Below are 23755 nucleotides of genomic sequence, written 5' to 3'. Positions count from 1 at the left end.
AGAACAGGCGGTAACCGTAGCCGACCGCCTTCTCGACCATCGTTGCGCACTCGTCTCCCGTGAGTGGCCACGTGCCCACCCCGATTCGCGGGATGCGGTGACCGTGCAGGAGGGGGAGGGTGGTGTCGTCAGCTCTCATCGGGCGGCCGCCTTCGCCGGAGCCGTGCTCGAGGGCTCGAGGAGGGCGCGCAGCCGATGTATCAGCTCGTCCGCCTTCGCTCGCGAGGCGACCGAGCGGCGGGCGTCGACGAGGGCACGCGGCCAGTTCACGATGACGGCACCTTCGGCCTGCCCTTGGCTCTCGCCGTACACGACGGCGAAGCGGTCCTGCGCAGGGTCGCCCACCATCGTCCAGTGATCAGATCCGGTATGCCCGACGATCTGGATCTTCCAGTCGTACTGGTCGCTCCACACATACTCCGTCGGGTCGTAGCTGCGCAGGTCATCCGGGTGAGCGATGTTATGCGCGACAATCAGCGCCTGATCCGTCGCGCTCGTCCAGTGCTCCAACCGGATCGGGTCGGGATGCCGTCGGTTCATGAATCGTGCCACGTCGCCGATCGCATACACGTGGGAGACGCCGACGGCGGCAAGCGTGCCTTCGCAGACGACACCGTTATCCAGCGCGAGGCCCGACGACTCGAGCCACTCCGTGTTGACGACCGCTCCGATACCGAGCAGGACAGCGTCGACATCCAGCGTCGCGCCATCGGTGAGCGTGACCTGGACGCGGTCACCCGTGCGCTCGACGTTCTCGACGGAGACGCCGAAGCGTAGCTCAGCACCCTCCCTGCGGTACTTCTCCGCGAAGATACCGCCCACTTCCATATTCATCGCCCGGCCCATCGGAGCACCGATCGGTTCGATGATGGTGACCTTGACACCGGCCGCAAGCGCTGTGGCGGCCGCCTCGGCGCCGATGAATCCGGCGCCGACCACCGCGAGGTGGCGGCCCGGAACGAGCTCCTTGCGCAGCTCGTCGGCATCGGCGCGGGTACGCAGCACGTGGACGCCGGGAGTGGAAGCCCACGGGGTTCGGCGAGCTCGGGCACCCGTCGCGATGACGAGGATGTCGTAGGTCAGCTCGCTGCCGTCGGCGAGCGTCAGCGTCTTGCCGGCAGGATCCAGCTCGGTCGCGGCGACGCCGAAACGGGTCTCGACCCGCAGGCCTTCGAGCGCTTCCGCCGTCGTCAGCGCGATCTCCGGGTCGGATGCGGCGCCGCTGAGGTACTTCTTCGACAGCGGGGGACGGTCGTAGAGGGGATGGCTCTCCTGGTCCACCAGCGTGATCGCGCCGGTGAACCCCTCCGAACGAAGATTCTGTACGAGCTTGACTCCGGCGACGGAAGCACCGACGACGACGACGTGAGACATGCGAATCGGCTCAACCCTCGACAGACAGCGCCGAGACCGGGCAGCTTCGGGCGGCTTCCTCGACGCGAGTGCGCTCCGCGTCCGGCACCTCGAGCTGCAAGAGCACGACCTTGCCGTCGTCGTCGATGTCGAAGTAGTCTCCCGCGGCCACGACGCAGTTCGCGTAGCCCTGGCAGAGGGAGAGGTCAGCCTTCACCGTGGCCATGGTCATTCCTCGTTGATGATGGGTCGGGGTCGGGGAACACGGGCGCGTACGGCGACCCGATCATCGCTGAGAACGTCTGGACGGTCTGCCAGGTGAGCGCCTCCAGCTCGAGCGGGTCGAGTGCGATCCATTGTCCGGATTTCGGAGAGTCGATGAGCAGACGCGTCCCGTTGCGGGTCTCGACCCGGCTCACCGTGATCTCAGAGAACTCGTTGGCGATCGTGAGCGGCTCGCCGACGGTGCGCGCGACCAAACGTGCGCGCTCCTCGGCGGCGGCGATCGCGGCGGCCCGATCGACGTCGGCGCCTTCCCACTCCAGGGTCACAGGAAGATCGCCAGGTTCTGGGTGCGCAGCACCGACTCGTCGACGAGGATGACGCGGCGCGCGAGCTTGTACTCGCCTCCGACGTCACGGAACACATCCTCCCGGTGGGCGGAGATGATCGACGGCTCGTTCACGTCTCCTCGGCTGCGGAACAGCAGCATCGCGGAGTCGGCGAGCACCTCGCCGGGCACGTCGGTCTCGAACACCCGCACGTTGGTCACGAAGTGACGCAGCCGGGACGGAGGGTCCTCGGTCCAGGCATGCTCGGTAAGGAACCGTGCGACGCGCCGGCTGAGCGAGTACTTGTTCTCGTCCCAGTGCGCCATCCCGGGGGACGTGCTGAAGGGCGTGCCGAGTGCGGTGGTCACGCGGACGGGCATGACGTAGTGGATGTCTTCCGTCAGCATGTCCAGCCAGCTCTCATACCGCTGCTGGTCGAGAGTGTAGGCCTCTTCGACGAGCCAGCGATGGATCGTGGCGTGCAGCTCGCTCGTGAAGGGCAGGGACGAGCCCACCCGGTCGGCGAGGGTTGACGACTTGCGAAGCCGGGAGACTTCGGAAACTGCCTTGCCGGTCTCCTCGATCATCGGACCACCTTCTGACCATTGTTCGTGATGCCCGCAGGTCGGGGCTCGACATCCAGTGGCGGCTCGCCGCCGATCGACAGGGCACGGAAGTCGACGCCCTCGTACTCCGACTCCAGGTAGTCCGCCCAGCGGTGGAGCAGATGGCGCTGGTTGTACTCGCCGTAGCCCACGTGCGCGACGCCGGGGCCGGCGAACTGGTCGGGGCCGAGCGGCTCGACGACCGGCGATCCATCCTTGAGGATGCCCATGCGGCTGTTCAGGAGCAGGCGCCGCGCCATTGATCCCTTCGCCGTGTTCGTGAGCGAGACCCAGTTCTCCACGTCGTCCTGCTCGAACATGCCCGTCGACCCGAAGCACATCAGGTAGGCCTTGTACGACAGTGCCTTGAACTCCTCCGGAGCCTCAGCGTCGACCGCGAACCAGGAGTACACCTCGGTCTCGTCCTCGCTGATCGGAAGCCACGTCCGGATGGAGATGAACGGGAGCACGTCCTCGTCCGAACCCTCCTCGACCTTGGGCCAGTTGTGGACGAAGGACATGTTCGGGAAGAGCGAGGCCGCGGAGATCATGAACCCGTCGCGGCCGATGACATCGAGCTGCTCCTGAGACCAGGTCGCCTTCATCCGCTCGACCATCTCGTCCGGGTAGCCGACGTACCGCAGCCGCTCCTCGAGCGTGCCCGGCGGGAGCTTGTAGGTCGTGCCGCCTCCGTTGCCGGCCCAGTATGTGTTGCCGTCCTTGCGCTTCTCGGCCTTCGGCTCGCGGAACAGCCCGATCTCGACGACCGAGGTGTGCGTCTGGGGCGTGTGGTACATGTCGCCGGCGAAGTTCTCGGCGCCGATCTTCCAGTTCGCCTTGACGCGCCACCGCTGCGGGCCCCGGAGCTCGATGCCGCTGGGGCTCTGCCGGGTGTAGTAGTCGAGATAGAACTTGAAGTCGCCGATGTAGTCCTCGAGGCTCGGCGCATCCGGGTCCATGCTGATGAAGATCAGGCCGTTGTACATACCGAGGTTCGGCGCCGGCAGGAGCCGTGCGCCCTTTCGGCTGAACCCGGCCTCGCCGCCGTAGGCCTCCTCGTGGAAGGGGAGTCCGACGATGCGTCCGTCGTTGCGGTAGGACCACCCGTGGTACGGGCAGCGGAAGTGCGAGGCGTTCCCCATCTCGGCCCGGCAGACCTGCATGCCGCGATGCAGGCACATGTTGAAGTGGGCGCGGATCTCACCCTTCTCGTCGCGGACGATGATGAACGAGTCGTCGAGTATTCGCCGGACGACGTAGTCGCCGGCCTGAGGAATCTCGGACTCGTGGCCCACGAACAGCCAGGCGCGGCTGAAAAGGTTCTTTCGTTCGCGCGCGAAGATCTCCGCGTCGTTGTAGATGTACGCCGGTATCATTCCGCGACGGATCTCGTCGTAGATCGTCATGCTGGAAGTGCTCATCGTCGCGCCTATCCGTAGTGTAATGCTTCGACACCGCTCCGACGTCGCACGTCGAAGCGGGCCGAGGCATAGTTTCTGATGTGCAGAAATTGATTCTGCCACACACGCGCGCCTTACGTCAAGTGGGCCCGAGGAAGGCCTTCGCGGCCGCGCTCGGAGGAGGAGGCGATGCGTCGCGGCTGCGAGGACCATCCTCCCGTCCCAGAGGGTGGGCATGCTCCTCTGGAACACAGAAACCGCTTCTGCTGGAAACGAGGAGTCAATGATGAGCCCGTCGACCGATGTCGCAGACCGGGAATGGACCGTCACTCTCGATGGCAAGCCGTGGGCCAGTGCCGCGCGCTACGAGGTCGAGAACCCCACGACCGGGCGTCCCCTGACCTCCGCCCCCGACCTCTCCGAGGAGGAGGTCGGGCGCGCGGTGGCGGCGGCGCAGGCTGCGCAGCCGGCCTGGGGCGCGATGCCGCCCCGAGCCCGGGCCGCCGTGATCCGGCAACTCGCTGCGACGATCCGAGAGCACCGTGAGGAGCTCGCCACTCTCGACGCACTGGACGGCGGGTTCACCCTCTCGATGATGAGGGGCGATGTGGACGCGGCGGCGGAACTCATGGAGATCTTCGCCGACATGGCGCTCGACCTCGGTGGCCGGACGATTCCGGTGAGCACGAACCTCCACTACACCATGCAGGTGCCCTACGGAGTGGTCGCGCGTATCGGTGCGTTCAACCATCCCTTCTTCTTCGCGGCGGCGAAGGTCGCCGCGCCCCTCGTCGCCGGCAACGCCGTGGTCCTCAAGGCCCCGGACCAGACGCCGCTGTCTTCGTTGCGCCTGGCCGAGCTCGCGGTCGGGATCCTCCCGGACAATCTGTTGATCACCGTCAGCGGTCGCGGCGCGGTGACCGGACGCGCGCTGGTGCGTCATCCCGAGGTCCGCCGGATCGGTTTCATCGGGTCCACCGCGACGGGGCAATCGATCCAGCGGGATGCAGCCGAGACCGGAGTCAAGCACGTGTCGCTCGAACTGGGCGGAAAGAACGCTCAGATCGTCTTCGCCGACGCCGATTTGGAGGCGGCTGCGGCCGGTGCCGTCGCGGGTATGAACTTCACGTGGGTCGCCGGACAGAGCTGCGGCTCGACGAGCCGCCTGCTCGTGCACTCCTCGGTGGCCGACGAAGTGATCGGCCGGGTCGCCGAGCGCATGGCCGCGATCCGGGTGGGAGACCCGCTGGACCCGTCCGTGGACATGGGCCCGCTCGTGTCGGAGGCACAGTTCCAGAAGTCCATCAGCGCCATCGCCGAAGGCAGGAAGGCGGGTGCCACCGTGGCGACGGGCGGCGGCCGTCCCGCCGGCCTCGATGAGGGGTGGTTCGTCGAGCCGACGCTGCTCACCGGTGTCAGCCCCGGGTCGTTCGTCGAGCAGAACGAGATCTTCGGCCCCGTCCTCTCCGTCACCACCTTCGACGCCGACGAGGAGGCCGTACGGATCGCCAACGGCGTCCAGTACGGGCTCACCTCGAGCATCTGGACGCGCGACGTCACGCGCGCCCACGTCGTCGCCCGGCAGATCGAGGCCGGCTACATCCTCGTCAACAGTGGCAGCCGGCACTTCTGGGGACTGCCGTTCGGAGGGGTGAAGGCTTCGGGGATCGGCCGCGAGGAGTCCCTCGACGAACTGATCTCGTACACCGAGACGAAGACCGTGACCGTTCTGCTCTCGTAGGGGGGCAGCGCTGCGCGCTGTACGTCGTCGCAGCAAGCGCGGCGCGATCCATGCCGGCGGTGCTGGGAGGCGCTGTTCCCGTCAGCCTCGGGCAAACCCCGTCGAGGCGAAGGCCGCCTGCAGGGATGCCTGGGCGCCGAAAACGTTCCCCGGGCCATCACAGAGGCGACACAGCAGTACACGAAGTGGTCGGCTGAGATCCCCCGGGCGGAGCGGCTTCCGGAGTTCCTCGAGCGAGCGTTCCAGATCGCTTCCACCCCTCCCTACGGTCCGGTGCACCTCGGCATTCCGATGGACTTTCTGGAAGAGGAGATCGAGTTCACCCCGGGACCGGTGACCGAGTATCTGCATGAGGCGCTCGATCCGGATGCGGTAGAGCGTCTCGCCCAGATTCTCAGGACGGCGGCCAGTCCGGTCATCGTGGTGGGGACAGAGGTCGCGCGGTACGGTGCGATTGCCGCGCTGGAAAGGCTCTCCGACCTGGTGGACGCGTCCGTGCTCGGGGAGATCAAGGGCGCCGACCTCGCCTTCCCGAACACCAATCCGAGGTACGTCGGCAAGCTGACCGCATCGAGCCCTGCACTGGAGGGCGCAGACGTCGTCGTCCTCCTCGGCGCCGAGCTCACCGAGGGGCTGGCGATGCCCCTGCCGGATTTCGGTGACAGCCTCGTGGTGCAGGTCACCGTGGACCCGCTCGCTCTGCGCCGGCAGTACGCAGGTCAGGTCGGCATCCTCAGCCACCCCGGGCGCCTGCTCGATGCGGTCGCCGATCGCCTCGCTGAAGGCGGAGCGGTACCCGTGAGCTCGGGCGGGCGGGTGCGAGGGCTCAGAGAGCGCTGGGAAGCGGGCCGCGAAGCCTTGCGGTCGCGCCTGCTCGGCGAGGCTGATGGCGCGGTATCGGCGGCCCACATCGCGGACCTCATCCATCGCCTCGGCGGCTCCGAGACGATCGTCGTCAACCAGTGCGGATCCGCGGAGGGCTTCATCGACACACTCGTCGACTATGGCGCACCGTGGACGTATTTCGGCCTCTCGGGGAAGGCGAGTGCTCAGGGTTGGGGCGCGCCGGCGGCGGTCGGCATCCAGATGGCTCGTCCCGATCGTCGAGTGATCGCCGTCCTCGGCGATGGCGGGTTCATGTTCAACTCCACAGCGATCCACACCGCTGCCGCGTACGACGTTCCGGTCGTCTACCTCGTCCTCGACAACGGGGGCTGGCGGGACGTCGCGACCGTGACGGGAGCGATGGGCAGCTCGCTCGGAGAGCCCGGCGCAGAGGATGCGATGCGCTGGACCTTCCGGCCCCCGATCGACCACGCATCGTACGCCCGAAGCCTGGGACTGAAGTCTTGGCGGGCGTCCAACCCGGAGGAGCTCGAGAGCGCGTTCGCCGCCGCGTTCGCCGAGGATGGGCCGACGCTGATCCAGGTCGCGTCTGCGATGGGCGATGTCCGGGTCTTCGGGCAGGCGTTCGCGTGAGATGTCGAGCAGGAGTGACAGCGCCGTATACGGTGAGTGAGCCGCGTGTTCGGGCTGACAGCGACACGTACGTCTGCAGTAGGGAGCGATGAAGGATGTCAACTGGTGATCGACTAGGGGTTCGAGAGGATCTCGTCGATGCGAATCGCATTCTCGTCCGCCACGGCATCCTCGATGCTTTCGGCCACGTGAGCGTCCGTGACCCCGACGACCCGAGCAGGTTCCTCATCTCCAGAAACCTGGCCCCCGGCCTCGTCACGCCCGACGACATTCAGGTGATCGGATTGGACGGGACGACCGCGGACGACAGACCGAGCTATCTCGAACGATTCATCCACGGCGAGATCTACCGGGCACGCGCCGATGTCCAGGCCGTTGTCCACAGCCACTCCGCGTCGATGGTGCCCTTCAGCATCTCCAGGACGCCTCTGCAGGCGGTGTGGCACATGGCGGGCTTCCTCGGCGAAGCGGTCCCGGTCTTCGAGATCCGTGACAGCGTCGGGTCCTCCAGCGACCTGCTGATCCGCAGCGGTTCGCTCGGCGCGGACCTTGCTGCGACCCTCGGGGGCGCGGCGGTCGCACTCATGCGAGGACACGGATTCGTCGCCGTGGGCGACTCGATCCCGCAGGCGGTCGCCCGCGCGGTCTACGCGGACCTCAACGCCCGAGCACAGGTGACGGCCGGTCAGCTCGGCGGCTACACCGCCCTCACCGCAGAAGAGGGCGCCGCGGCCGCGGAATCCAACAACGGGCAGCTCACGAGGGCCTGGGAGATCTGGAGAGCCAACGCCAGGCGCGGGGAGAGCGTCTGAAAGCGCGCCTCCTCCAGGCGCGCTGAGCAAATCCGCCCGCTCGCGGCCGGCGCGTCATCGCGTCGGCGAAGCCGGCCGTTCGCCCCTGGTGGGGCGGTCCGGCATGCCGGCACACGCCGCCCGCGCCTAACGGCTCGCGCCATGTTGTGTATCTGACACACACAACAGTAGTAGGGGGGGTCGGACATTTGACGGGCCGGGGGGTGGACACGGGAGCGCCCCGCCGGATCGTCTCGGCGGGGCGCTCGGGTGCAGCGTTATCGCGCCGTCCACCACCGCGGGCGCGCGGGACCGGCCGTCGGGATTGCACCGGTGAGGGCGTCCGGAGTCAGTGGACGGGCCTGCCCGATCGTGAGCGGCACGGCCTGTTGCAGGTGCGCCTGCCGCTCCTTACTGTCCTCCCACCGGATGAGGTCATGGGGGGAAGCGAACGTGATCTCGACGACAACCTGGCGCCGGTGCCGTTCCGAGACTCGGACCTTCGACTCCCGGTAGGGCCGCGTCCGTTTGAGTGGTGGTCTTTCGCTTCGTTGCGATGATCAGCTGTCGTTAGTTTAGGCGGCGGTGATCTCGGGGAGTATCACCGCCTCGTCGATGGTGGGGGTGGTCGCGGTGAGCTCGGTCATGGAGGCTTCGGAGAAGTAGCGGCGGTCGGCGGCTTCCCATTCGTCGTGTTGCTCGACGAGGACGGAGCCGGCCAGGCGGAGCAGGGCGGCGTTGTTCGGGAACACGCCAACGACGTCGGTGCGGCGCTTGATCTCCCGATTGAGGCGTTCCAGCGGGTTCGTGGACCAGATCTGTCGCCAATGCCGGGCGGGGAACGCTTTGAACGCGAGGATGTCGTCACGGGCGTCGGTGAGCATCACGGCGGTCTTGGGGTGGACGCGCTCGATCATGCGCACGACTTCGTCGAACTGGGCATCGATGTGCTCGGCGTCGGGTTGGGCGAAGATCGTGCGGATCACGCTGGCGACCATCTCCTGCCGGCCCTTCGGGAGGGCGGTCAGGACGTTGCGCATGAAGTGGACGCGGCAGCGCTGCCAGGCGGCGCCCTGCAACACGGTCGCTGCGGCCTTCTTCAGTCCGGCGTGGGCGTCGGAGATCACCAGCTTCACCCCGCCCAGACCTCGTGTCTTCAACGAGCGCAGGAACTGCTTCCAGAACTCCTCGGTCTCGCTGTCTCCGACATCGAAGCCCAGCACGACCCGCCGCCCGTCAGCGGCGACGCCGATCGCGACGACGACCGCCTGGGACACGACACGGTGGTCGATGCGGACCTTGCAGTAGGTCGCGTCGAGGAACACGTAGGGGTAGGCGATGTCAGACAGCGAGCGGTCGCGGAACGATGCGACCTCGGCGTCGAGCCCTTGGCAGATGCGGGACACCTCGGACTTCGAGATGCCAGTGTCAGCGCCGAGCGCTTTGACGAGGTCATCGACCTTCCGGGTTGAGACGCCGTGGAGGTAGGCCTCCATCACGACCGCGAACAAGGCTTGGTCGACCCGGCGGCGCCGCTCCAGCAGCGACGGGAAGAACGACCCCTGCCGCAACTTCGGGATCCGCAACTCCAGATCCCCAGCCGTGGTCGACAGCACCCGCGGCCGGGAACCGTTGCGGGTAGTCGTGCGCTCGCTCGTGCGCTCGTAGGGGGCGGCGCCGATGAATGCGGCTGTCTCCGCGTCGATCAGCTCCTGGTAGAGCCGCTCGGTCGCGGCTCGGATGCGGTCGGTGGTGCCGGTGAGCTTCAGTTCCCCGAGCAGCTCGAGGAGGGCAGACTGGTCAAGAGCCATCGTGCGGTGTCGTCTTTCTGTGTGAGTTCTTGGTCGTTCTCACTGACCATCGCACGATGGCTCACCCCGTCGCGGTCACGACGCCGCGGGCCCGAAAGACCACCACCCCGCGGGACTCCAGGGCGCGGGCTGCGCAGGCTGAGGAAATGTTCCGCGACTGATCATTTGATAGTTCAACAACACGGCCCGGGCCCTCCTGGAGGAGAGAGGACCCGGGCCGTAGCTTTTGGTTCGAATTATGCCCAGGCCGTCGGCTTGTCCAGCGCGTTCAGTTCAATCTCGGCGAGGACTCCGTAGTGGTCGCTTGCCGTCGGATACTCGTTGAACACAACCTTGCTCGAGTTGATGACACTCTCGACCGTGAGGTGGTTTACCGTCGAGCCGGCGAGTACATAATCGATGCGGCGGTGGTGGGGTTCCTGCACCACGTAGTTCGGAACAATTCCCTGACCGTCGGTCACGCTTCGGGCGACCCACGGGCTATCGGTGGTCCAGGTGTAGCCGGGGCCACCGTCTCCGGCAATTGCCCAGGTGTCGCGGAAGGCGGCGCTGCGGCCGTTGATGGCTGATTTGCCGGTGTAGAACCGCATGCAGTCCTGGTCGGGAGCGGCGTCAAAGTCGCCCGCAATAATCGTGGGGGCCTCTTGACGGCGCTTTTCTTCAAGTTCAGTGACGAACAGCGCCTGCTCCACACGAGCGGCCTCGTCGGTGAAATTGAAGCTCGGGCGCGGGCCGAGGAAGAGCATGTCCACGCCGATGGGCAGTGACAGCACGGCTTCCCATACATAGGGTCCGTCGGCTGCGGGAAGCTTGTGGGTGGTAATGCTCTTGGGTTCCCAGCGCGTACCAACGGCGGTTCCCCAGGCGGGCCACTCGAAGTCAGCGAAGTCGGATGCGTGGCGAGCGAAGTCGGATGCGTGGTGCCAGTGGAGGCTCGAGTTTTCCTTTACGAGCTGGAAGGCATCGCGCTCCGGGGTGCGGACGACTTCCTGCAGGAAGACAATGTCGGCGTCGTGCTCTTCGAGGCCTTTAAGTAGGAGCGCGTCGCGCTTTTGCTGATCGCGGGGGGCGAGCCAAATGTTCAGTGTCAGTACCCGTAGGTTCATTTTTTTGTTCATGCGGGAAAGCTATGCCGCCAAAGTGAACAAGGTTCCAAAAAAGAGTTAACTTGCGGAACTAATTTTTCCCGTCGAGTCGTCAGCGCTTGGGGAAGGCGTCGAAATCAATGTCGAGTTCGACCTGGTCGGCGCGGAAGCGGGTGTTTGAATACTGCAGTGGCCGGCCGTCGGTGAGGGAGTTCAGTGAGCGAACCACCAGCACGATTGAGCCGGCTGGGATGTTGAGGTCTTGCGCTTCTTCGGTGGTTGCGGTTCGAGCGCTGACAGCGCTCCAGGTGCGGACATAGTCATCGATGCCGATTGCTTGCAGGGCCTTGGTGATTGACCGCGTGTGGCGTAAGTGGTCGTCAAGCTCCGGGGTCAGGTCGGCGTTGAACCAGGCCGTTGATCGAGCAACGGCCGAGCCGTCAGTGTGGCCAATCGTTTCGATTTTGAGTGCGGGGCGTCCTTGTAATTGCAGCCGATCGTGCGCTTCGGCGGGGGTGTCGGTCACGAGTTCCGCGGAGAGTGGCCGATTGAATGTCGTTGTTGTATCCCGTGCGCTTTCACTCAACCGGGTGCGAAGGCCTATGCGGTGTAGCAGGAGGGTGTGAGGAAGCACGTAGGTGCCGCTTCCCTGGCGTCGCTCCACCAGTCCTTCAGAAACGAGGGCGGCGACTGCTTGGCGCACGGTGTTGCGGTGCACCTGAAAGCGCTCGGCAAGTTCGGCTTCGGTGGGCAGCTTTGCGCCCGTTTGCAGGTAGCCGTCAATGATTTCACTGCGCACCTCGTCGGCAATGAGTCGCCAGGTTGAGTAACCGCTTGTGGCTCGAGGCGTGGTTTTTGTCACGTGGTCTCTCTTTGGGGCTGCAGGGGCAATTGTTCACCCTAAGTTTCACTGGTATTTGTCTAGTTTACTAGATGAATCGCGCGGTCTCGATTACGGTCGAGTTGTCTAGATGAATAGATGACTTGGAAGGATTGGTGCGATGAGTTCGACGGACGCAATCGCTGAACGGCAGCAGTGGATGGCGGTTCTTGCGCTCGCGGAGGTGTCGGAACTGAGCGCTGCGTGGGAAGCCTGGGAAGAGAAGCCCCAGGTAGAACGCATTCGTGGCCCGGAATCTGGCATCGTGATGGTGCGCGGCCGAATTGGGTCCGGTGGTGACCGATTCAACCTGGGTGAGGCCACCGTGGTGCGCGCCTCCGTTCGCCTGAGCGGCGGGCCGCTGAATGAGGATGCATTCGGGCACTCCTACGTGTTGGGGAGCAACCCCGACCACGCCTGGTATTCCGCAGTGTTCGACGGCATGCTCGCGACCACCCAGCTGCGCGAGAAGGTGCAGCAGGCCGTGATTCGCCCATTGCAGCATGCGCATGAACTTCGCGAAGCAGCAGCACTTGCGGATGCGCAAAGCACCAAGGTCGATTTTCTTACGTTTGCGAGGGAGAACTGATGAGTGACGCAGTGTTTCAGGCGGCGACCATTCCCCAGCCCGGCTTTTCGGACCCATCGAGCGATTCACAAGCGGTGTTTCGCGCGATTCTCAACGCGTTCTCGTACCCGGGGCGGAAATTCTCGATCACGGGACCACAAGACGTCCCCGCCGCACTGGGCTCGGCTCTGGCAGCCGTGGAACTCACGCTGTTCGATATCGATACCGCGGTCTGGCACCATCCCGTGTTGGCACAGGATGAGTCGGCCATGGGCTACCTGCTCTTCCACACCGGGCTCAAGCGTTGCACTGAGCTCGCCGACGCTGACTTTGTGGTCGCGACCGTTGATTCGATGCCTGCACTCAACGAGTTGCGGACCGGGAGTGACCTGTCGCCCCAAGAGTCAACGACCCTGGTGCTCGATGCACGTGAGATGACTGGCGCACACAATTGTCGCGCCACCGGCCCCGGCATTAATGGCGAGATTGAGTTTCTCATGCCGGAAACGTATGCCGAATTCTTCGAGGACTGGGCAGCAAATCACCAGCTCTTCCCACGAGGCGTCGACCTGCTCATTGTTGATGAACACAGTGTCATGGCGCTGCCTCGAACAACTTCGCTGGCGATTCAAGAACACAAGCGGGAGGCCTAACCAATGTATGTAGCTGTTAAGGGCGGCGAGAAAGCAATCGCGAATGCGCATGCGCTCCTGGCCAAGGAAGGTCGCGGCAATCCGGCAGTACCTCGGGTCGAGGCGGATGCGATTGCCAGCCAGCTGCCGGTACTCACCTCGCGAGTCATGAACGAGGGCTCCCTCTATGACCGTGAACTCGCGGGCCGGGCCATTATTCAATGTCAGGGTGATGTTGTCGAGGCGATCACGCTCGTTCGGGCGTATCGCACGACCTTGCCGAGATTTGGATACTCCGAGCCGATTGACACGTCTGCTCTGCCACCGCAGCGGCGCATTTCGGCAACGTTTAAGGACGTTCCTGGTGGTCAGCAGCTCGGTGCCACGTTCGACTACACACACCGGCTGCTGACCGAACCGACAGAGGCAGACATCAGCATCGAAAACGGTGGCGCTGATACTGCGCATGTCGACCAGCCCAGAATCACTGACATCCTCGGCTCGGCGGCACTGCTGGAACCCGACCACGAAGAACCCTGGAGTGACCCGGAACCGGCCGACATCACTCGCGAACCCGCCGAATACCCGATGTCCCGCGCGGCGCGACTGCAGGGACTGGCACGAGGCGACGAGGGATTTTTGCTCGCGCTGGGCTATTCAACGCAGCGGGGATTCGGTAATACGCACCCGTTCGCGGGGGAGATCCGTGTTGGGGAAGTCATGGTCGAATTCGACGCCCCGGAGCTGGGATTCGCGGTTCCGCTGGGGCGCATCGAGGTCACCGAATGCCAGATGGTCAATCAGTTCATGGGCAGTCACGATAAGCCGGCGCAGTTCACGCGTGGCTACGGATTGGTGTTCGGTCGTGCCGAGCGCAAGGCCATGTCCATGTCGCTGGTCGACCGGGCACTTCGAGCTGATGAATTTGACGAGCAGTCGGATGCACCCGCGCAGGACGAGGAATTCGTATTGAGTCACGCGGACTGTGTGCAAGCGGCCGGGTTCGTTGAACACCTCAAGCTGCCGCACTATGTGGATTTCCAAGCTGAACTGCACCTTGTTCGAAAGCTTCAACAAGAGTTCGGCGAACAGCACGCTGACGAGCAGGAAGTAGATCAATGAATTCGGCCAAAATTGAGTACAACATTGGCTATATCGATGAGCAGACCAAGCGAATGATTCGTCGAGTGATGCTCAAGGCAGTTGCGATTCCTGGATTTCAAGTGCCCTTTGCCTCTCGCGAAGTACCGCTGCCGCGAGGCTGGGGGACCGGTGGCGTGCAGCTGACAGCAAGCCTGATCGGAAAATCGGATGTGCTCAAAGTCATCGACCAGGGCAGCGACGACACCACGAACGCGGTGTCAATCCGGAAATTTTTCCACCGGGTGTCTTCCGTGGAGACGACAACGGACACCACGCAAGCCACGCTGATTCAAACTCGACACCGAATTCCGGAAACTCCGCTGCAGGAGGGCCAGATCATGGTGTATCAAGTGCCGCTTCCGGAGCCGCTGCGGTTCCTAGAACCTCGGGAAACCGAAACTCGACAACTGCATGCGTTGAACGAATACGGGCTCATGTATGTGAAGTTGTATGAGGACATCGCCAAATACGGCCACATCGCAAAAACCTATGACTATCCGGTGATAGTCAACGGCCGATATCTTATGGCACCTTCGCCCACGCCGAGCTTTGATAACCCCAAGCTTCACCAGAGTCCGGCGCTGCACTTATACGGTGCCGGTCGCGAAAAGCGAATTTACGCCATCCCGCCATATACGGATGTGGAGAGCTTGGGTTTCGAGGATTATCCCTTTGAGCCACAGGCATTCGAAGAGCCCTGCGCGATTTGTGGCTCAACCGGGGTATATCTCGACCAAATTATTACCGACGATAAGGGCGGAGCGCTGTATGTGTGCTCAGACAGTGACTACTGCGCCAATAAATTCGCCCAACTCAGTAAGGAAGGGGAAGGCGTCAGTGAATGATATGCCTATTCTCGAGGTGTCAAATCTTGGACACCGATACGGTGACCGGTACGGCTGCCGAGAGGTAACGTTTGATCTTTGGCCCGGTGAGGTACTGGCAATCGTTGGTGAATCCGGTTCTGGAAAATCCACGCTCCTCAAAACGATTTCGCAGCGCCTGAATCCCACCGAGGGCACGGTTCGCTATTGGGCCACGGACGGCACGCCGCTCGACCTGAGCAGCCAGACGGAAGGCGAGATTCGCCGCCTATGGCGAACCGAGTGGGGCTTTGTGCACCAGAACTCTGAAGACGGCCTGCGGATGCGGGTGAGCGCCGGTGGAAACGTTGGTGAGCCGCTGATGGCAAATGGCCTGCGTCACTATGGGAAGATCCGCGAGAAAGCGCTGGAATGGCTCGAACGGGTGGAGATCCCGAGCAGCCGCGTGGATGATCCCCCGACCTCGTTCTCTGGCGGGATGCGCCAGCGACTGCAAATCGCCCGAAATCTTGTCGTGTCACCACGGCTCGTGTTTATGGATGAACCGACGAGCGGGCTGGATGTGTCCGTACAGGCGCGGCTGTTGGATCTCATCAGGTCGCTGGTGAGTGATCTTGGTTTGGCGGTCATTATTGTGACTCACGACCTGGCAGTGGCGCGAATGATTTCGCACCGCACTCTCGTGATGAAAGACGGACGCGTCATCGAATCCGGACTTACTGACCGTGTGCTCGATGACCCGCAGGCGCCATATACACAATTGCTCGTATCGTCAATTCTTCAGGGGTAAGCATGAATCAGCCAGTTCTTAGAGTTTCTGACCTCAATAAATCATTTACGATGCACCTGCAGAGCGGAAAGGAAATCAGCGTTCTGAACGGCCTCGAGTTCGAGGTGCACGGTGGCGAATGTGTCGTGCTTGACGGTTCTTCTGGGGCGGGAAAGAGCACCATTTTGAAAATGGTGTTTGGGAATTACCTGGCCACAAGTGGGCACATTGAACTTCATGCTCGCGGGTTCAATATCGATATCGCAAACGCTGACCCGCGAACGATATTGGCGGCCCGTCGAAACGTCATGGGATACGTGAGTCAATTCTTAAGGTGTGTGCCCCGGGTCTCCGCACTCGACGTCGTGGCCGAACCACTCATTGAGCGCGGCACCGAATACGTCGAGGCAACTTCGCGCGCAGCCGAACTGCTGAGTCGTTTGGGTATACCCGAGCGACTCTGGAGCCTGCCACCGGCCACCTTCTCCGGTGGTGAGCAGCAGCGCGTCAATATTGCCCGCGGGTTCATCGTGGATCTGCCACTGCTGCTGCTTGACGAGCCCACTGCATCGCTGGATTCTAAGAACAGCCGCGTGGTCATCGACCTCATTGCCGAAAAAATTGAACGCGGCACTGCCATCCTCGGTATCTTCCACGACCCCGAGGTGCGCGAAATTGTCGCTGACCGGCTCATCCCCGTGGAGGATTACGTGGCATTGGAACGGGTACAGTGACACCCCGGTACGCGATCTACCTGACCCCCGGGATCGGCGGTGGTGACCCGGTCGCGATTGAGCTTCGAGACCTGGTAGACCGTTGGCTGGGACGAAGTTTGCTGACGGAAACGGTCGAACAGCAGAGTCTCCTGGACTGGCCTCGTGCGGAGATTGACCGAATCACCACCGAACCGCGAAGATACGGATTTCACGCCACGCTCAAGGCGCCCTTCCATCTTCGTGATGAATATTCGGCCGCCGATCTGGAACAAGCGACGCGACGGCTCGCCGCTCGCTGTGATCCCATCCACATTCCATCGTTGCGCCTGAAAAATATCGCGGGGTTTCTTGCGCTCGTGCCGGGGAAGGAATTGCCAGACCTACACGAACTCGCGAATGAATGTGTCACCGAGCTGGATACCTTTCGGGCCCCGCTCACCGAGCCGGAACGAGCACGTCGAACGCTCAGTGCGCTCAGCACACGACAACTCGAGTACTTGGAGCGCTACGGCTATCCGTACGTGCTCGAAGAATTCACTCCGCACTTCACCCTCACCAACAAGCTGCCCGCTACCCGGTTACCGGTCGTGGAATCGGGGCTCCAAGCGCTGCTGGGGCGGCTCACGGATGTTGAGATGCGGGTCGATCACCTGTCGCTCGTCGAGGAACCAGCCCCGGGCGCCCCATTTCGGATTCACTCACTCCACCCATTGAAAGGGACACAATGACCAACGACCTTGTTTTCAAGAACGCGCAGGTCGTGCTTCGCGATGAGATCGTGCACGGAAATATCCTCATCCGTGCCGGCAAGATCGCCGACATCAGCACCGGCAGTGTGACCGTCGGGGAGGACCTCGACGGCGACTACGTGCTGCCGGGCGTCGTGGAATTGCACACGGACCACGTGGAATATCACATGCGCCCTCGTCCGGGCGTTGAGTGGGAACCCATGTCCGCAGTGCTCGCGCACGATGCGCAGATGGCGGCCGCTGGCGCAACGACGGTGCTGGATGCAGTTCGGCTCGGTTCTGAGCCGCGGGCGCGGGAAACGACTACTGCCGCCGCGCGGCGGCTGATGGGTGCGATCCGTGGCGCGCGGGAAGCGGGGGCGTTCCGGGCCGACCATGCGGCGCACCTTCGTTGCGAAGTATCGGCTGAGGACTGCTTTGATGTGTTCGCTGAATTGGTCGATGAACCCAATGTGCTGTTGGTGTCGCTGATGGATCACACACCGGGCCAGCGGCAATTCGAAGACGTGGATCAGTTCCGAAAGTACTTCGTCGGCAAGGGCATGGTGCCAGAAAGCGAAGTGGAGACCTATATCGAGGAGCTCCTACGCGAAGCCGACCGCCACACCGAAGCCAACCGCAACCGGATTTCGCAGTCGGCACTGCAGCAGGGAATCGCGGTTGCCACCCACGATGACGCGACGGCGGCACACGTGGACGAAGCTGTGCAATTGGGCGTGAGTATTTCAGAGTTCCCGACATCCGTCGCTGCGGCCGAAGCTGCGGTACAGAACGGCTTGTATGTCGTCATGGGGGCACCAAATATCGTGCGGGGCGGCAGTCAGTCGGGGAATGTCGCCGCGCATGAACTCCTGGACCGCGGCCTGCTGCACATCCTTTCCTCTGACTACGTGCCTGCGAGCCCATTGCAGGCGGTGTTCCAACTGGTCGATGAAGGGTCGATCACGCTGTCCGAGGGCACCGAGCTGGTGAGCACCAATCCGGCGAAGGCGGTTGGCCTGGAAGATCGTGGCCAGATCGCGGTCGGGAAGCGAGCTGACCTCATCCGGGTGCGTGAAATTCAGGTCGGTGATCGTGACATGTCTTCGGCGAAACAGAGTATGCCGGTGGTTCGCGCGGTCTTCCGTGAAGGGATGCGAGTGGCATGAGTGGCGACGGCGTGTTTTTTGCGGTTGTGGGTGCAAGCGGCGTCGGCAAAGATGCCCTGCTTTCGGCAGTGAAGAGTCTGGGCCGGCCCGGCCTGGTGTTTCCGCGTCGATACATCACACGGGGGCCTGGGCCGGGTGAATCACATATCCCGCTGTCTGAGGCTGAGTTCGCTTGGGCCTCGGCGGCTGGGGAATTCGCCCTCGAGTGGTCGGCGCACGACCTGATGTATGGAATTCCTCGTGAGATTGACGACATCATCCGCTCAGGGGCGTCCGTGGTCGTGAATGTGTCGCGGTCGGTTCTTCACATGCTGCGCAAGCGCTACTCGCGCGTGGTGGTCATTCGAATCTCGGTTTGCGAGAAGACGCAGGCTGCGCGTCTGCTCAATCGTGGTCGGGAGAACCTAAAGCAGATTCAGCAACGACTCGGACGTCCCGATCCGGCCCCGCACGTTGATGTCGATTATGAGGTGGCAAATAACGGCACTGTTGAAGAAGGATGCTCGCGATTGCTTCGTGTAATCGAGCACGGGATATCGAAGTGCGACGAAGCTTCGGGGGCGGGCGGTAACGTCGAGCTACCGCCGACAGGGTTGGTGCATCAGCCGGTTGCGATGACGGACAGCACACTCGGCCGCTACACCGAGATCGGTAGGGGGACTCGTCTTTCTGCGACAGAATTTGGTGACTACAGTTACTGCGACCGTTTCGGCGATTTCGCGAACGCGACTATTGGTAGATTCTCAAACATCGCCAGCTTCGTTCGGGTGGGTGCCGTTGATCACCCCCTCGACAAGGCAAGCCTGCATCATTTCTTGTACCGCTCGAATCTGTATTGGGCTGATCAGGCGGATGACGCGGAGTGGTTCGAGATGCGTCGGGCCCGGCGAACGCGCATCGGGCACGACACGTGGATCGGCCACGGCGCACAGATTAAGCCGGGCGTTACCGTGGGAAATGGTGCAGTTGTCGCCGCGGGAGCGGTTGTGACGAAGGATGTTCCCGCTTACGCGATTGTGGCCGGGGTGCCGGCCAAAGTCATTCGTTGTCGACAGCCCGCAGAGGTCGCCGAACGCCTTGAGGCTCTTGCCTGGTGGGATTGGGACCACGAGTCCCTCGGTGAACGTCTCGGGGACTTTCGTGAGCTCAACGCAATCCAATTTCTTGAGAAATATGAGGCGCGGTAGCGGGACGGAATGATGCTGCGGCAATGTCAGCAGGATGAACGAGGCGTAAGACCAGAATGAACCCCATTCTGACCGTCTCCTGACCCTGGACAAGGCGGCCGACCGCCTCCTGTTGAGCTCACGACAACTCACCGAGCGAGTCAAGCGAAGAGAGATTGCCGCGGTGAAATCCGGACGCAAATGGGTGTTCAGGGCTCGGCATCTCGAGGATTACATCGACCGGATGACCCAGCCATCCAAATGGATTTCAAGCTCCTATTTCGACCGCGCGGAATCCAACACCGAGGAGCAAGGGACCTGGATGACACGATGCCCGCTGTCGTTGACTGGGGCCGCATCAAGCGCCCCGGCGCGGTGTAACGGGGAGATTGCTACGCGCCCGGCAAAACGTGCCGGTGGCAGAAGTCACCGGAGAACGGTACTCGCCTGAACAGGGTGAACTGGCATAGCGATCACGACACCGCAACCTGCCTTTGACTGGTCGGCGATCTGAGGTGTCGCAACGCAAGCGCGGACGCTACGAACGAGCTCAGTCGTGTGGGGAGCATGAGATCTATGGGCCTGTGGGGGGGGCCCTGACTTGGACCTCTGTTTAGGAGTCAGGGAGTGACTTCCGCATAAACACGCGGAAGTCACTCCTATTTCTGCGGATTTTGACACACTAAACCGGCGGGTATTCTCGCTGGTATGTCCCCGTTCATCCGGAAAGTGAAGACCGCGTCCGGCGCGACCGCGGTCCAACTCGCTCGCCGTGTGGACGGACGCGACAAAATCATCAAGCACCTCGGGTCCGCTCACACCGACCAAGAACTCGCGGTGCTGTTGGAAATCGCGCGCCAACGACTCGATCCTGGCCAAGGCGAATTCGACCTCGACCTCGCCCCAGAAACCCCACCCGATCAGGGATCTAGTGGATCGCGCGCCGACGGTGCTGTCGTTGCGGGTCATGCCTCACGTTTGCTGTGGGATTGCCTGCAGCAGGCGTACCGGGCCTGCGGATTCGCGCGCATCAAGGACGACGCGTTCGAACAACTCGTCCTCGCCCGGATCGTGGAACCAACGTCGAAAACCGGCACCGGCAGGGTCCTCGACGACCTCGGCATCACCCCAGTACACCTGTCGACGATCAAACGCTGCCTGGCACGGATACAGCAACGTGATTACCGCGACACCGCCTCGGAAGCCTGTTTCGAATACGCTGCAGCCGCCGGTGGGCTTGCACTGGTCCTCTACGACGTGACGACCTTATATTTTGAAGCGGAATACGAAGACGAGCTGCGCAAAGTCGGGTTCTCCAAAGAACGCCGCGTCGACCCACAAATCGTGGTCGGCCTCCTCGTCGACCAGTACGGGTATCCCCTGGAAATTGGGTGCTTCGAAGGCAATCACGCCGAAACCCGCACCATCGTGCCCATCTTGCGACAGTTCCAAGAACGGCATGAACTCGATGACATTGTCGTGGTCGCCGACGCCGGCATGCTCTCCAACAAGAACCTCCTCGACCTCGAAGACGCCGGCTACAAATTCATCGTCGGATCCCGCTCCGCGAAAGCACCACTCGATCTTGCGGAACGGTTCACCCGTCGTGGTGACGCATTCACCGATGGAGAGATCACTGAAACCATCACCACCCTCGGGCAGCAGCGCACCAAATGGCGGGCGGTGTATCAATGGTCCCGGAAACGGTTCGTGCGCGATAACCAGACCCTGAACCAGCAACGTAACCGTGCCCTTGCGCAGATCGCGGGCGAAAAGCCCGTCCACAAAGCCAGGTTCGTGAAAACCAACGGCGGGAAGAAATCCTTCGATGAGGCCTCGTACGAGCGGGCGCAGCAAGTCGCTGGGCTCAAAGGTTACGTGACGAACATGTCGATCGAACGGCTTGATGGTGCCGGTGTGATCGCTGCTTATCACGATCTCTGGCACGTTGAGCAGTCTTTCCGCATGTCGAAAAGCGACCTATGTGCCCGGCCGATCTTTGCGCACACCCGCGACAGCATCGAAGCGCACCTCACGGTTGTGTTTTGTGCCCTCGCGGTCGCTCGGCACATTCAGACAGTGACTGGGGTGTCGATCAAGAAGTTCGTGCAACTGCTACGTCCGCTGCGCGAGGTCACGGTGAATATCAACGGGCATGAGCTCCTCGCGAAACCAGAAATCCCGGCCGAAGTCGCCGAAATACTCGGGGCATTCAAAACACACTAAGAGAGGTCCAAGTCAGGCTACGCGCCCGGCAAAACGTGCCGGTGGCAGAAGTCACCGGAGAACGGTACTCGCCTGAACAGGGTGAACTGGCATAGCGATCACGACACCGCAACCTGCCTTTGACTGGTCGGCGATCTGAGGTGTCGCAACGCAAGCGCGGACGCTACGAACGAGCTCAGTCGTGTGGGGAGCATGAGATCTATGGGCCTGTGGGGGGGCCTCCCGCTCAACCGCAGGCTCCGGGTCCGGAGGTGTAACGACGAGAGCCCGGCCGCCACAGCCGGGCTTTCGCCTGATCCCCGTAAAGTAGCTGTGCCCCGGTGCTACTTCTTACCAGCGTCCCTGTCTGGTAGTGAGGGTACCAAGTCCACTGGTGCCTCAACCAAGCTATGCGCGGTGCCAGAGGCTTCGTGCAGGGGCAGCATTCGCAATGCCAATCATTGACGTCTGGTTGGGTCTACGTGATCGGCAGCCTTTGGCGTTGGTCCGCCGAGTCACAGCCGCGCATCCCCGTAGCAATCGACGGCGCTGGGGCGTGTGACTCCAACAATCCTCGATCTTTGGTGCGCGGAGTGTAGGCTCGCTAAACTCGTCTTCCGGCTGAGTAACGCACCCCATGCGTATCGAGGGGGAGGGGTGATGCCTGCAGATATGCTGGAGCCCGAAAGGGACAACCACAGCTCGATCGAGGCGAGCACCGACGGCCGGAATATAGTTGGGAGACATCCGGGCGTCGTGACTTTCGTCGAAGACGGGGTATATGTGATTGTGCTCGATCGTCGCGGCTTTCTCCCTGAAGGCGAAACCCTCGAAGCCGCCATTGAGGACATGGTTTTGCAGCTTCGTGAATACAGCGCTGACTGGCTTAGTCACTACGGCACGGCTGAATCGGCCTGGGTTTCGTTCCGTTCTTGAAGCAAGGATGGAACACGATGAACCAGAAGTACTCTCCCGAGATGCGCGAGCGCGCGCTGCGGATGCTCGATGAGGCCAAGGCCTCCGGTCAGCACTCGAATCTGATGTCCGCGGTGCGGCATGTTGCGGGGCTCCTCGGCATGAGCGCGGAGACGCTGCGGGTGTGGCATCGCCGCCGCGAGGTCGACGCCGGCGCGAAGCCCGGTGTCCCGAGCGATGTCGCTGAGGAGAACAAGCGCCTGCGCCGCGAGGTGGCCGAGCTGCGAAAGGCGAATGAGATCCTCAAGGCTGCGAGCGTGTTTTTCGCGAAGGAGCTCGACCGGCCCTGACCGAGATGATCCGCTTCATCGACGAGTATCGAGAGCGGTTCGGGGCCGCGTCCGTTTGAGTGGTGGTCTTTCGCTTCGTTGCGATGATCAGCTGTCGTTAGTTTAGGCGGCGGTGATCTCGGGGAGTATCACCGCCTCGTCGATGGTGGGGGTGGTCGCGGTGAGCTCGGTCATGGAGGCTTCGGAGAAGTAGCGGCGGTCGGCGGCTTCCCATTCGTCGTGTTGCTCGACGAGGACGGAGCCGGCCAGGCGGAGCAGGGCGGCGTTGTTCGGGAACACGCCAACGACGTCGGTGCGGCGCTTGATCTCCCGATTGAGGCGTTCCAGCGGGTTCGTGGACCAGATCTGTCGCCAATGCCGGGCGGGGAACGCTTTGAACGCGAGGATGTCGTCACGGGCGTCGGTGAGCATCACGGCGGTCTTGGGGTGGACGCGCTCGATCATGCGCACGACTTCGTCGAACTGGGCATCGATGTGCTCGGCGTCGGGTTGGGCGAAGATCGTGCGGATCACGCTGGCGACCATCTCCTGCCGGCCCTTCGGGAGGGCGGTCAGGACGTTGCGCATGAAGTGGACGCGGCAGCGCTGCCAGGCGGCGCCCTGCAACACGGTCGCTGCGGCCTTCTTCAGTCCGGCGTGGGCGTCGTAGATCACCAGCTTGACCCCGCCCAGACCTCGTATCTTCAACGAGCGCAGGACCTGCTCCCAGAACTCCTCGGTCTCGCTGTCTCCGACATCGAAGCCCAGCACGACCCGCCGCCCGTCAGCGGCGACGCCGATCGCGACGACGACCGCCTGGGACACGAAACGGTGGTCGATGCGGATCTTGCAGTAGGTCGCGTCGAGGAACACGTATTAGTAGCCGATGTCAGAC

General features: G+C 62.9%; 24 protein-coding genes and 1 pseudogene. 16 read left to right on the top strand and 9 right to left on the bottom strand.

The features are described from left to right. Nucleotides 1-135: 135 nt before the first annotated feature. Genes B7W94_RS00900 through B7W94_RS00880 form a run of 5 tightly spaced genes read right to left on the bottom strand, consistent with a single transcriptional unit; the run spans nt 136 to nt 3930 of the window. A complete protein-coding gene (locus B7W94_RS00900; RefSeq protein WP_062633832.1) occupies nt 136-1374 on the bottom strand; it encodes an NAD(P)/FAD-dependent oxidoreductase in 1239 nt (412 codons plus the stop codon). Nucleotides 1375-1384: 10 nt separating this feature from the next. Continuing rightward, nucleotides 1385-1579 (bottom strand): ferredoxin, encoded by a 195-nt coding sequence (locus B7W94_RS00895; protein ID WP_062633830.1) that lies wholly within the window; start codon nt 1577-1579, stop codon nt 1385-1387. Then, nucleotides 1560-1904, bottom strand: a complete 345-nt coding sequence (locus tag B7W94_RS00890) for a hypothetical protein (RefSeq protein WP_085603657.1) — start codon at nt 1902-1904, stop codon at nt 1560-1562. Before B7W94_RS00890 ends, B7W94_RS00895 begins: the two co-directional genes overlap by 20 nt. Next, the gene (locus B7W94_RS00885; protein ID WP_062633826.1) at nt 1901-2491 is read right to left on the bottom strand and encodes a 3-phenylpropionate/cinnamic acid dioxygenase subunit beta; all 591 of its coding nucleotides are present in this window, start codon (nt 2489-2491) and stop codon (nt 1901-1903) included. The genes B7W94_RS00890 and B7W94_RS00885 overlap by 4 nt, the downstream gene beginning before the upstream one ends. After that, on the bottom strand, nt 2488-3930 hold the full coding sequence (locus tag B7W94_RS00880; RefSeq protein WP_228164524.1) for a Rieske 2Fe-2S domain-containing protein: 1443 nt from the start codon (nt 3928-3930) through the stop codon (nt 2488-2490). The genes B7W94_RS00885 and B7W94_RS00880 overlap by 4 nt, the downstream gene beginning before the upstream one ends. 265 nt (nt 3931-4195) lie before the next feature. Here B7W94_RS00880 and B7W94_RS00875 point away from each other — a divergent pair, with 265 nt between their 5' ends. The 3 genes from B7W94_RS00875 to B7W94_RS00865 all read left to right on the top strand — a co-directional run bounded on the left by B7W94_RS00875 (nt 4196) and on the right by B7W94_RS00865 (nt 7941). Next, nucleotides 4196-5650 carry an aldehyde dehydrogenase family protein gene (locus B7W94_RS00875; protein ID WP_062633835.1) on the top strand — a complete coding sequence of 485 codons (1455 nt, stop codon included), beginning with the start codon at nt 4196-4198 and terminating at the stop codon, nt 5648-5650. A gap of 291 nt (nt 5651-5941) precedes the next feature. Next, nucleotides 5942-7129: a thiamine pyrophosphate-dependent enzyme gene (locus B7W94_RS00870; protein WP_139833214.1), complete on the top strand. Its 1188-nt coding sequence runs from the start codon at nt 5942-5944 to the stop codon at nt 7127-7129. A gap of 95 nt (nt 7130-7224) precedes the next feature. Further along, complete coding sequence (locus tag B7W94_RS00865; RefSeq protein WP_062633823.1) at nt 7225-7941, top strand: class II aldolase/adducin family protein; 717 nt, start codon at nt 7225-7227, stop codon at nt 7939-7941. Nucleotides 7942-8495: 554 nt separating this feature from the next. On the opposite strand, the gene B7W94_RS00860 is transcribed toward B7W94_RS00865, so the two are convergent. From B7W94_RS00860 to phnF, 3 genes are all read right to left on the bottom strand, one after another. Then, the gene (locus B7W94_RS00860) at nt 8496-9731 is read right to left on the bottom strand and encodes an IS256 family transposase (protein WP_046746337.1); all 1236 of its coding nucleotides are present in this window, start codon (nt 9729-9731) and stop codon (nt 8496-8498) included. Nucleotides 9732-9967: 236 nt separating this feature from the next. Beyond that, nucleotides 9968-10849, bottom strand: coding sequence for an endonuclease/exonuclease/phosphatase family protein (locus B7W94_RS00855; protein ID WP_085603654.1), 882 nt, complete (start codon nt 10847-10849; stop codon nt 9968-9970). A gap of 79 nt (nt 10850-10928) precedes the next feature. After that, nucleotides 10929-11678, bottom strand: coding sequence for a phosphonate metabolism transcriptional regulator PhnF (phnF, locus tag B7W94_RS00850; protein WP_085603651.1), 750 nt, complete (start codon nt 11676-11678; stop codon nt 10929-10931). A gap of 139 nt (nt 11679-11817) precedes the next feature. On the opposite strand from phnF, the gene phnG reads away from it, so the two are divergent. From phnG to B7W94_RS00790, 13 genes are all read left to right on the top strand, one after another. Next, the gene (gene phnG, locus B7W94_RS00845) at nt 11818-12285 is read left to right on the top strand and encodes a phosphonate C-P lyase system protein PhnG (RefSeq protein WP_085603647.1); all 468 of its coding nucleotides are present in this window, start codon (nt 11818-11820) and stop codon (nt 12283-12285) included. After that, complete coding sequence (phnH, locus tag B7W94_RS00840; protein ID WP_085603644.1) at nt 12285-12917, top strand: phosphonate C-P lyase system protein PhnH; 633 nt, start codon at nt 12285-12287, stop codon at nt 12915-12917. Before phnG ends, phnH begins: the two co-directional genes overlap by 1 nt. A 3-nt stretch (nt 12918-12920) precedes the next feature. After that, nucleotides 12921-14018, top strand: a complete 1098-nt coding sequence (locus B7W94_RS00835; protein WP_085603641.1) for a carbon-phosphorus lyase complex subunit PhnI — start codon at nt 12921-12923, stop codon at nt 14016-14018. Beyond that, nucleotides 14015-14884 (top strand): alpha-D-ribose 1-methylphosphonate 5-phosphate C-P-lyase PhnJ, encoded by an 870-nt coding sequence (locus B7W94_RS00830; RefSeq protein ID WP_085603637.1) that lies wholly within the window; start codon nt 14015-14017, stop codon nt 14882-14884. Before B7W94_RS00835 ends, B7W94_RS00830 begins: the two co-directional genes overlap by 4 nt. 1 nt (nt 14885) lies before the next feature. After that, nucleotides 14886-15653, top strand: coding sequence for a phosphonate C-P lyase system protein PhnK (phnK, locus tag B7W94_RS00825; protein WP_250786300.1), 768 nt, complete (start codon nt 14886-14888; stop codon nt 15651-15653). Between the two features lie 2 nt (nt 15654-15655). Further along, nucleotides 15656-16366: a phosphonate C-P lyase system protein PhnL gene (phnL, locus tag B7W94_RS00820; protein WP_085603632.1), complete on the top strand. Its 711-nt coding sequence runs from the start codon at nt 15656-15658 to the stop codon at nt 16364-16366. Then, on the top strand, nt 16363-17076 hold the full coding sequence (locus B7W94_RS00815) for a DUF1045 domain-containing protein (protein ID WP_172400034.1): 714 nt from the start codon (nt 16363-16365) through the stop codon (nt 17074-17076). The genes phnL and B7W94_RS00815 overlap by 4 nt, the downstream gene beginning before the upstream one ends. Further along, nucleotides 17073-18245, top strand: a complete 1173-nt coding sequence (locus B7W94_RS00810) for an alpha-D-ribose 1-methylphosphonate 5-triphosphate diphosphatase (RefSeq protein WP_085603626.1) — start codon at nt 17073-17075, stop codon at nt 18243-18245. Before B7W94_RS00815 ends, B7W94_RS00810 begins: the two co-directional genes overlap by 4 nt. Then, nucleotides 18242-19432 (top strand): phosphonate metabolism protein/1,5-bisphosphokinase (PRPP-forming) PhnN, encoded by a 1191-nt coding sequence (gene phnN / locus B7W94_RS18215; RefSeq protein ID WP_085603623.1) that lies wholly within the window; start codon nt 18242-18244, stop codon nt 19430-19432. The genes B7W94_RS00810 and phnN overlap by 4 nt, the downstream gene beginning before the upstream one ends. Nucleotides 19433-19511: 79 nt before the next feature. Then, nucleotides 19512-19862 (top strand): helix-turn-helix domain-containing protein, encoded by a 351-nt coding sequence (locus B7W94_RS18520; protein ID WP_139833215.1) that lies wholly within the window; start codon nt 19512-19514, stop codon nt 19860-19862. 257 nt (nt 19863-20119) lie between these two features. Next, the gene (locus B7W94_RS00800) at nt 20120-21637 is read left to right on the top strand and encodes an IS1634 family transposase (RefSeq protein ID WP_085603620.1); all 1518 of its coding nucleotides are present in this window, start codon (nt 20120-20122) and stop codon (nt 21635-21637) included. A 636-nt stretch (nt 21638-22273) separates the two neighbouring features. Beyond that, nucleotides 22274-22552 (top strand): hypothetical protein, encoded by a 279-nt coding sequence (locus B7W94_RS00795; protein ID WP_139833213.1) that lies wholly within the window; start codon nt 22274-22276, stop codon nt 22550-22552. A gap of 17 nt (nt 22553-22569) precedes the next feature. After that, complete coding sequence (locus B7W94_RS00790) at nt 22570-22881, top strand: transposase (RefSeq protein WP_085603614.1); 312 nt, start codon at nt 22570-22572, stop codon at nt 22879-22881. A gap of 102 nt (nt 22882-22983) precedes the next feature. Here B7W94_RS00790 and B7W94_RS00785 read toward each other — a convergent pair. Beyond that, nucleotides 22984-23736 (bottom strand): annotated as a pseudogene (locus B7W94_RS00785) (IS256 family transposase); the annotation flags it as partial. Nucleotides 23737-23755: the final 19 nt, after the last annotated feature.

This window comes from Microbacterium sp. LEMMJ01 (assembly GCF_002114135.1).
GTDB lineage: Bacteria > Actinomycetota > Actinomycetes > Actinomycetales > Microbacteriaceae > Microbacterium.
Note: the sequence above shows the minus strand (reverse complement) of the source record. Positions and strands in the feature narration are given on the sequence as shown.

Bases quoted from the DNA above. Each gene is read 5' to 3' on its own strand.
- B7W94_RS00810 (WP_085603626.1), top strand. From the start codon at position 17,073: ATGACCAACGACCTTGTTTTCAAGAACGCGCAGGTCGTGCTTCGCGAT.
- phnG (WP_085603647.1), top strand. From the start codon at position 11,818: ATGAGTTCGACGGACGCAATCGCTGAACGGCAGCAGTGGATGGCGGTT.
- B7W94_RS00860 (WP_046746337.1), bottom strand. From the start codon at position 9,731: ATGGCTCTTGACCAGTCTGCCCTCCTCGAGCTGCTCGGGGAACTGAAG.
- B7W94_RS00855 (WP_085603654.1), bottom strand. From the start codon at position 10,849: ATGAACAAAAAAATGAACCTACGGGTACTGACACTGAACATTTGGCTC.
- phnH (WP_085603644.1), top strand. From the start codon at position 12,285: ATGAGTGACGCAGTGTTTCAGGCGGCGACCATTCCCCAGCCCGGCTTT.
- B7W94_RS00830 (WP_085603637.1), top strand. From the start codon at position 14,015: ATGAATTCGGCCAAAATTGAGTACAACATTGGCTATATCGATGAGCAG.
- B7W94_RS00880 (WP_228164524.1), bottom strand. From the start codon at position 3,930: ATGAGCACTTCCAGCATGACGATCTACGACGAGATCCGTCGCGGAATG.
- B7W94_RS00900 (WP_062633832.1), bottom strand. From the start codon at position 1,374: ATGTCTCACGTCGTCGTCGTCGGTGCTTCCGTCGCCGGAGTCAAGCTC.
- B7W94_RS00800 (WP_085603620.1), top strand. From the start codon at position 20,120: ATGTCCCCGTTCATCCGGAAAGTGAAGACCGCGTCCGGCGCGACCGCG.
- phnN (WP_085603623.1), top strand. From the start codon at position 18,242: ATGAGTGGCGACGGCGTGTTTTTTGCGGTTGTGGGTGCAAGCGGCGTC.
- phnK (WP_250786300.1), top strand. From the start codon at position 14,886: ATGCCTATTCTCGAGGTGTCAAATCTTGGACACCGATACGGTGACCGG.
- B7W94_RS00895 (WP_062633830.1), bottom strand. From the start codon at position 1,579: ATGGCCACGGTGAAGGCTGACCTCTCCCTCTGCCAGGGCTACGCGAAC.
- B7W94_RS00875 (WP_062633835.1), top strand. From the start codon at position 4,196: ATGAGCCCGTCGACCGATGTCGCAGACCGGGAATGGACCGTCACTCTC.
- B7W94_RS00865 (WP_062633823.1), top strand. From the start codon at position 7,225: ATGTCAACTGGTGATCGACTAGGGGTTCGAGAGGATCTCGTCGATGCG.
- phnL (WP_085603632.1), top strand. From the start codon at position 15,656: ATGAATCAGCCAGTTCTTAGAGTTTCTGACCTCAATAAATCATTTACG.
- B7W94_RS00835 (WP_085603641.1), top strand. From the start codon at position 12,921: ATGTATGTAGCTGTTAAGGGCGGCGAGAAAGCAATCGCGAATGCGCAT.
- B7W94_RS00885 (WP_062633826.1), bottom strand. From the start codon at position 2,491: ATGATCGAGGAGACCGGCAAGGCAGTTTCCGAAGTCTCCCGGCTTCGC.
- B7W94_RS00870 (WP_139833214.1), top strand. From the start codon at position 5,942: ATGGACTTTCTGGAAGAGGAGATCGAGTTCACCCCGGGACCGGTGACC.
- B7W94_RS00790 (WP_085603614.1), top strand. From the start codon at position 22,570: ATGAACCAGAAGTACTCTCCCGAGATGCGCGAGCGCGCGCTGCGGATG.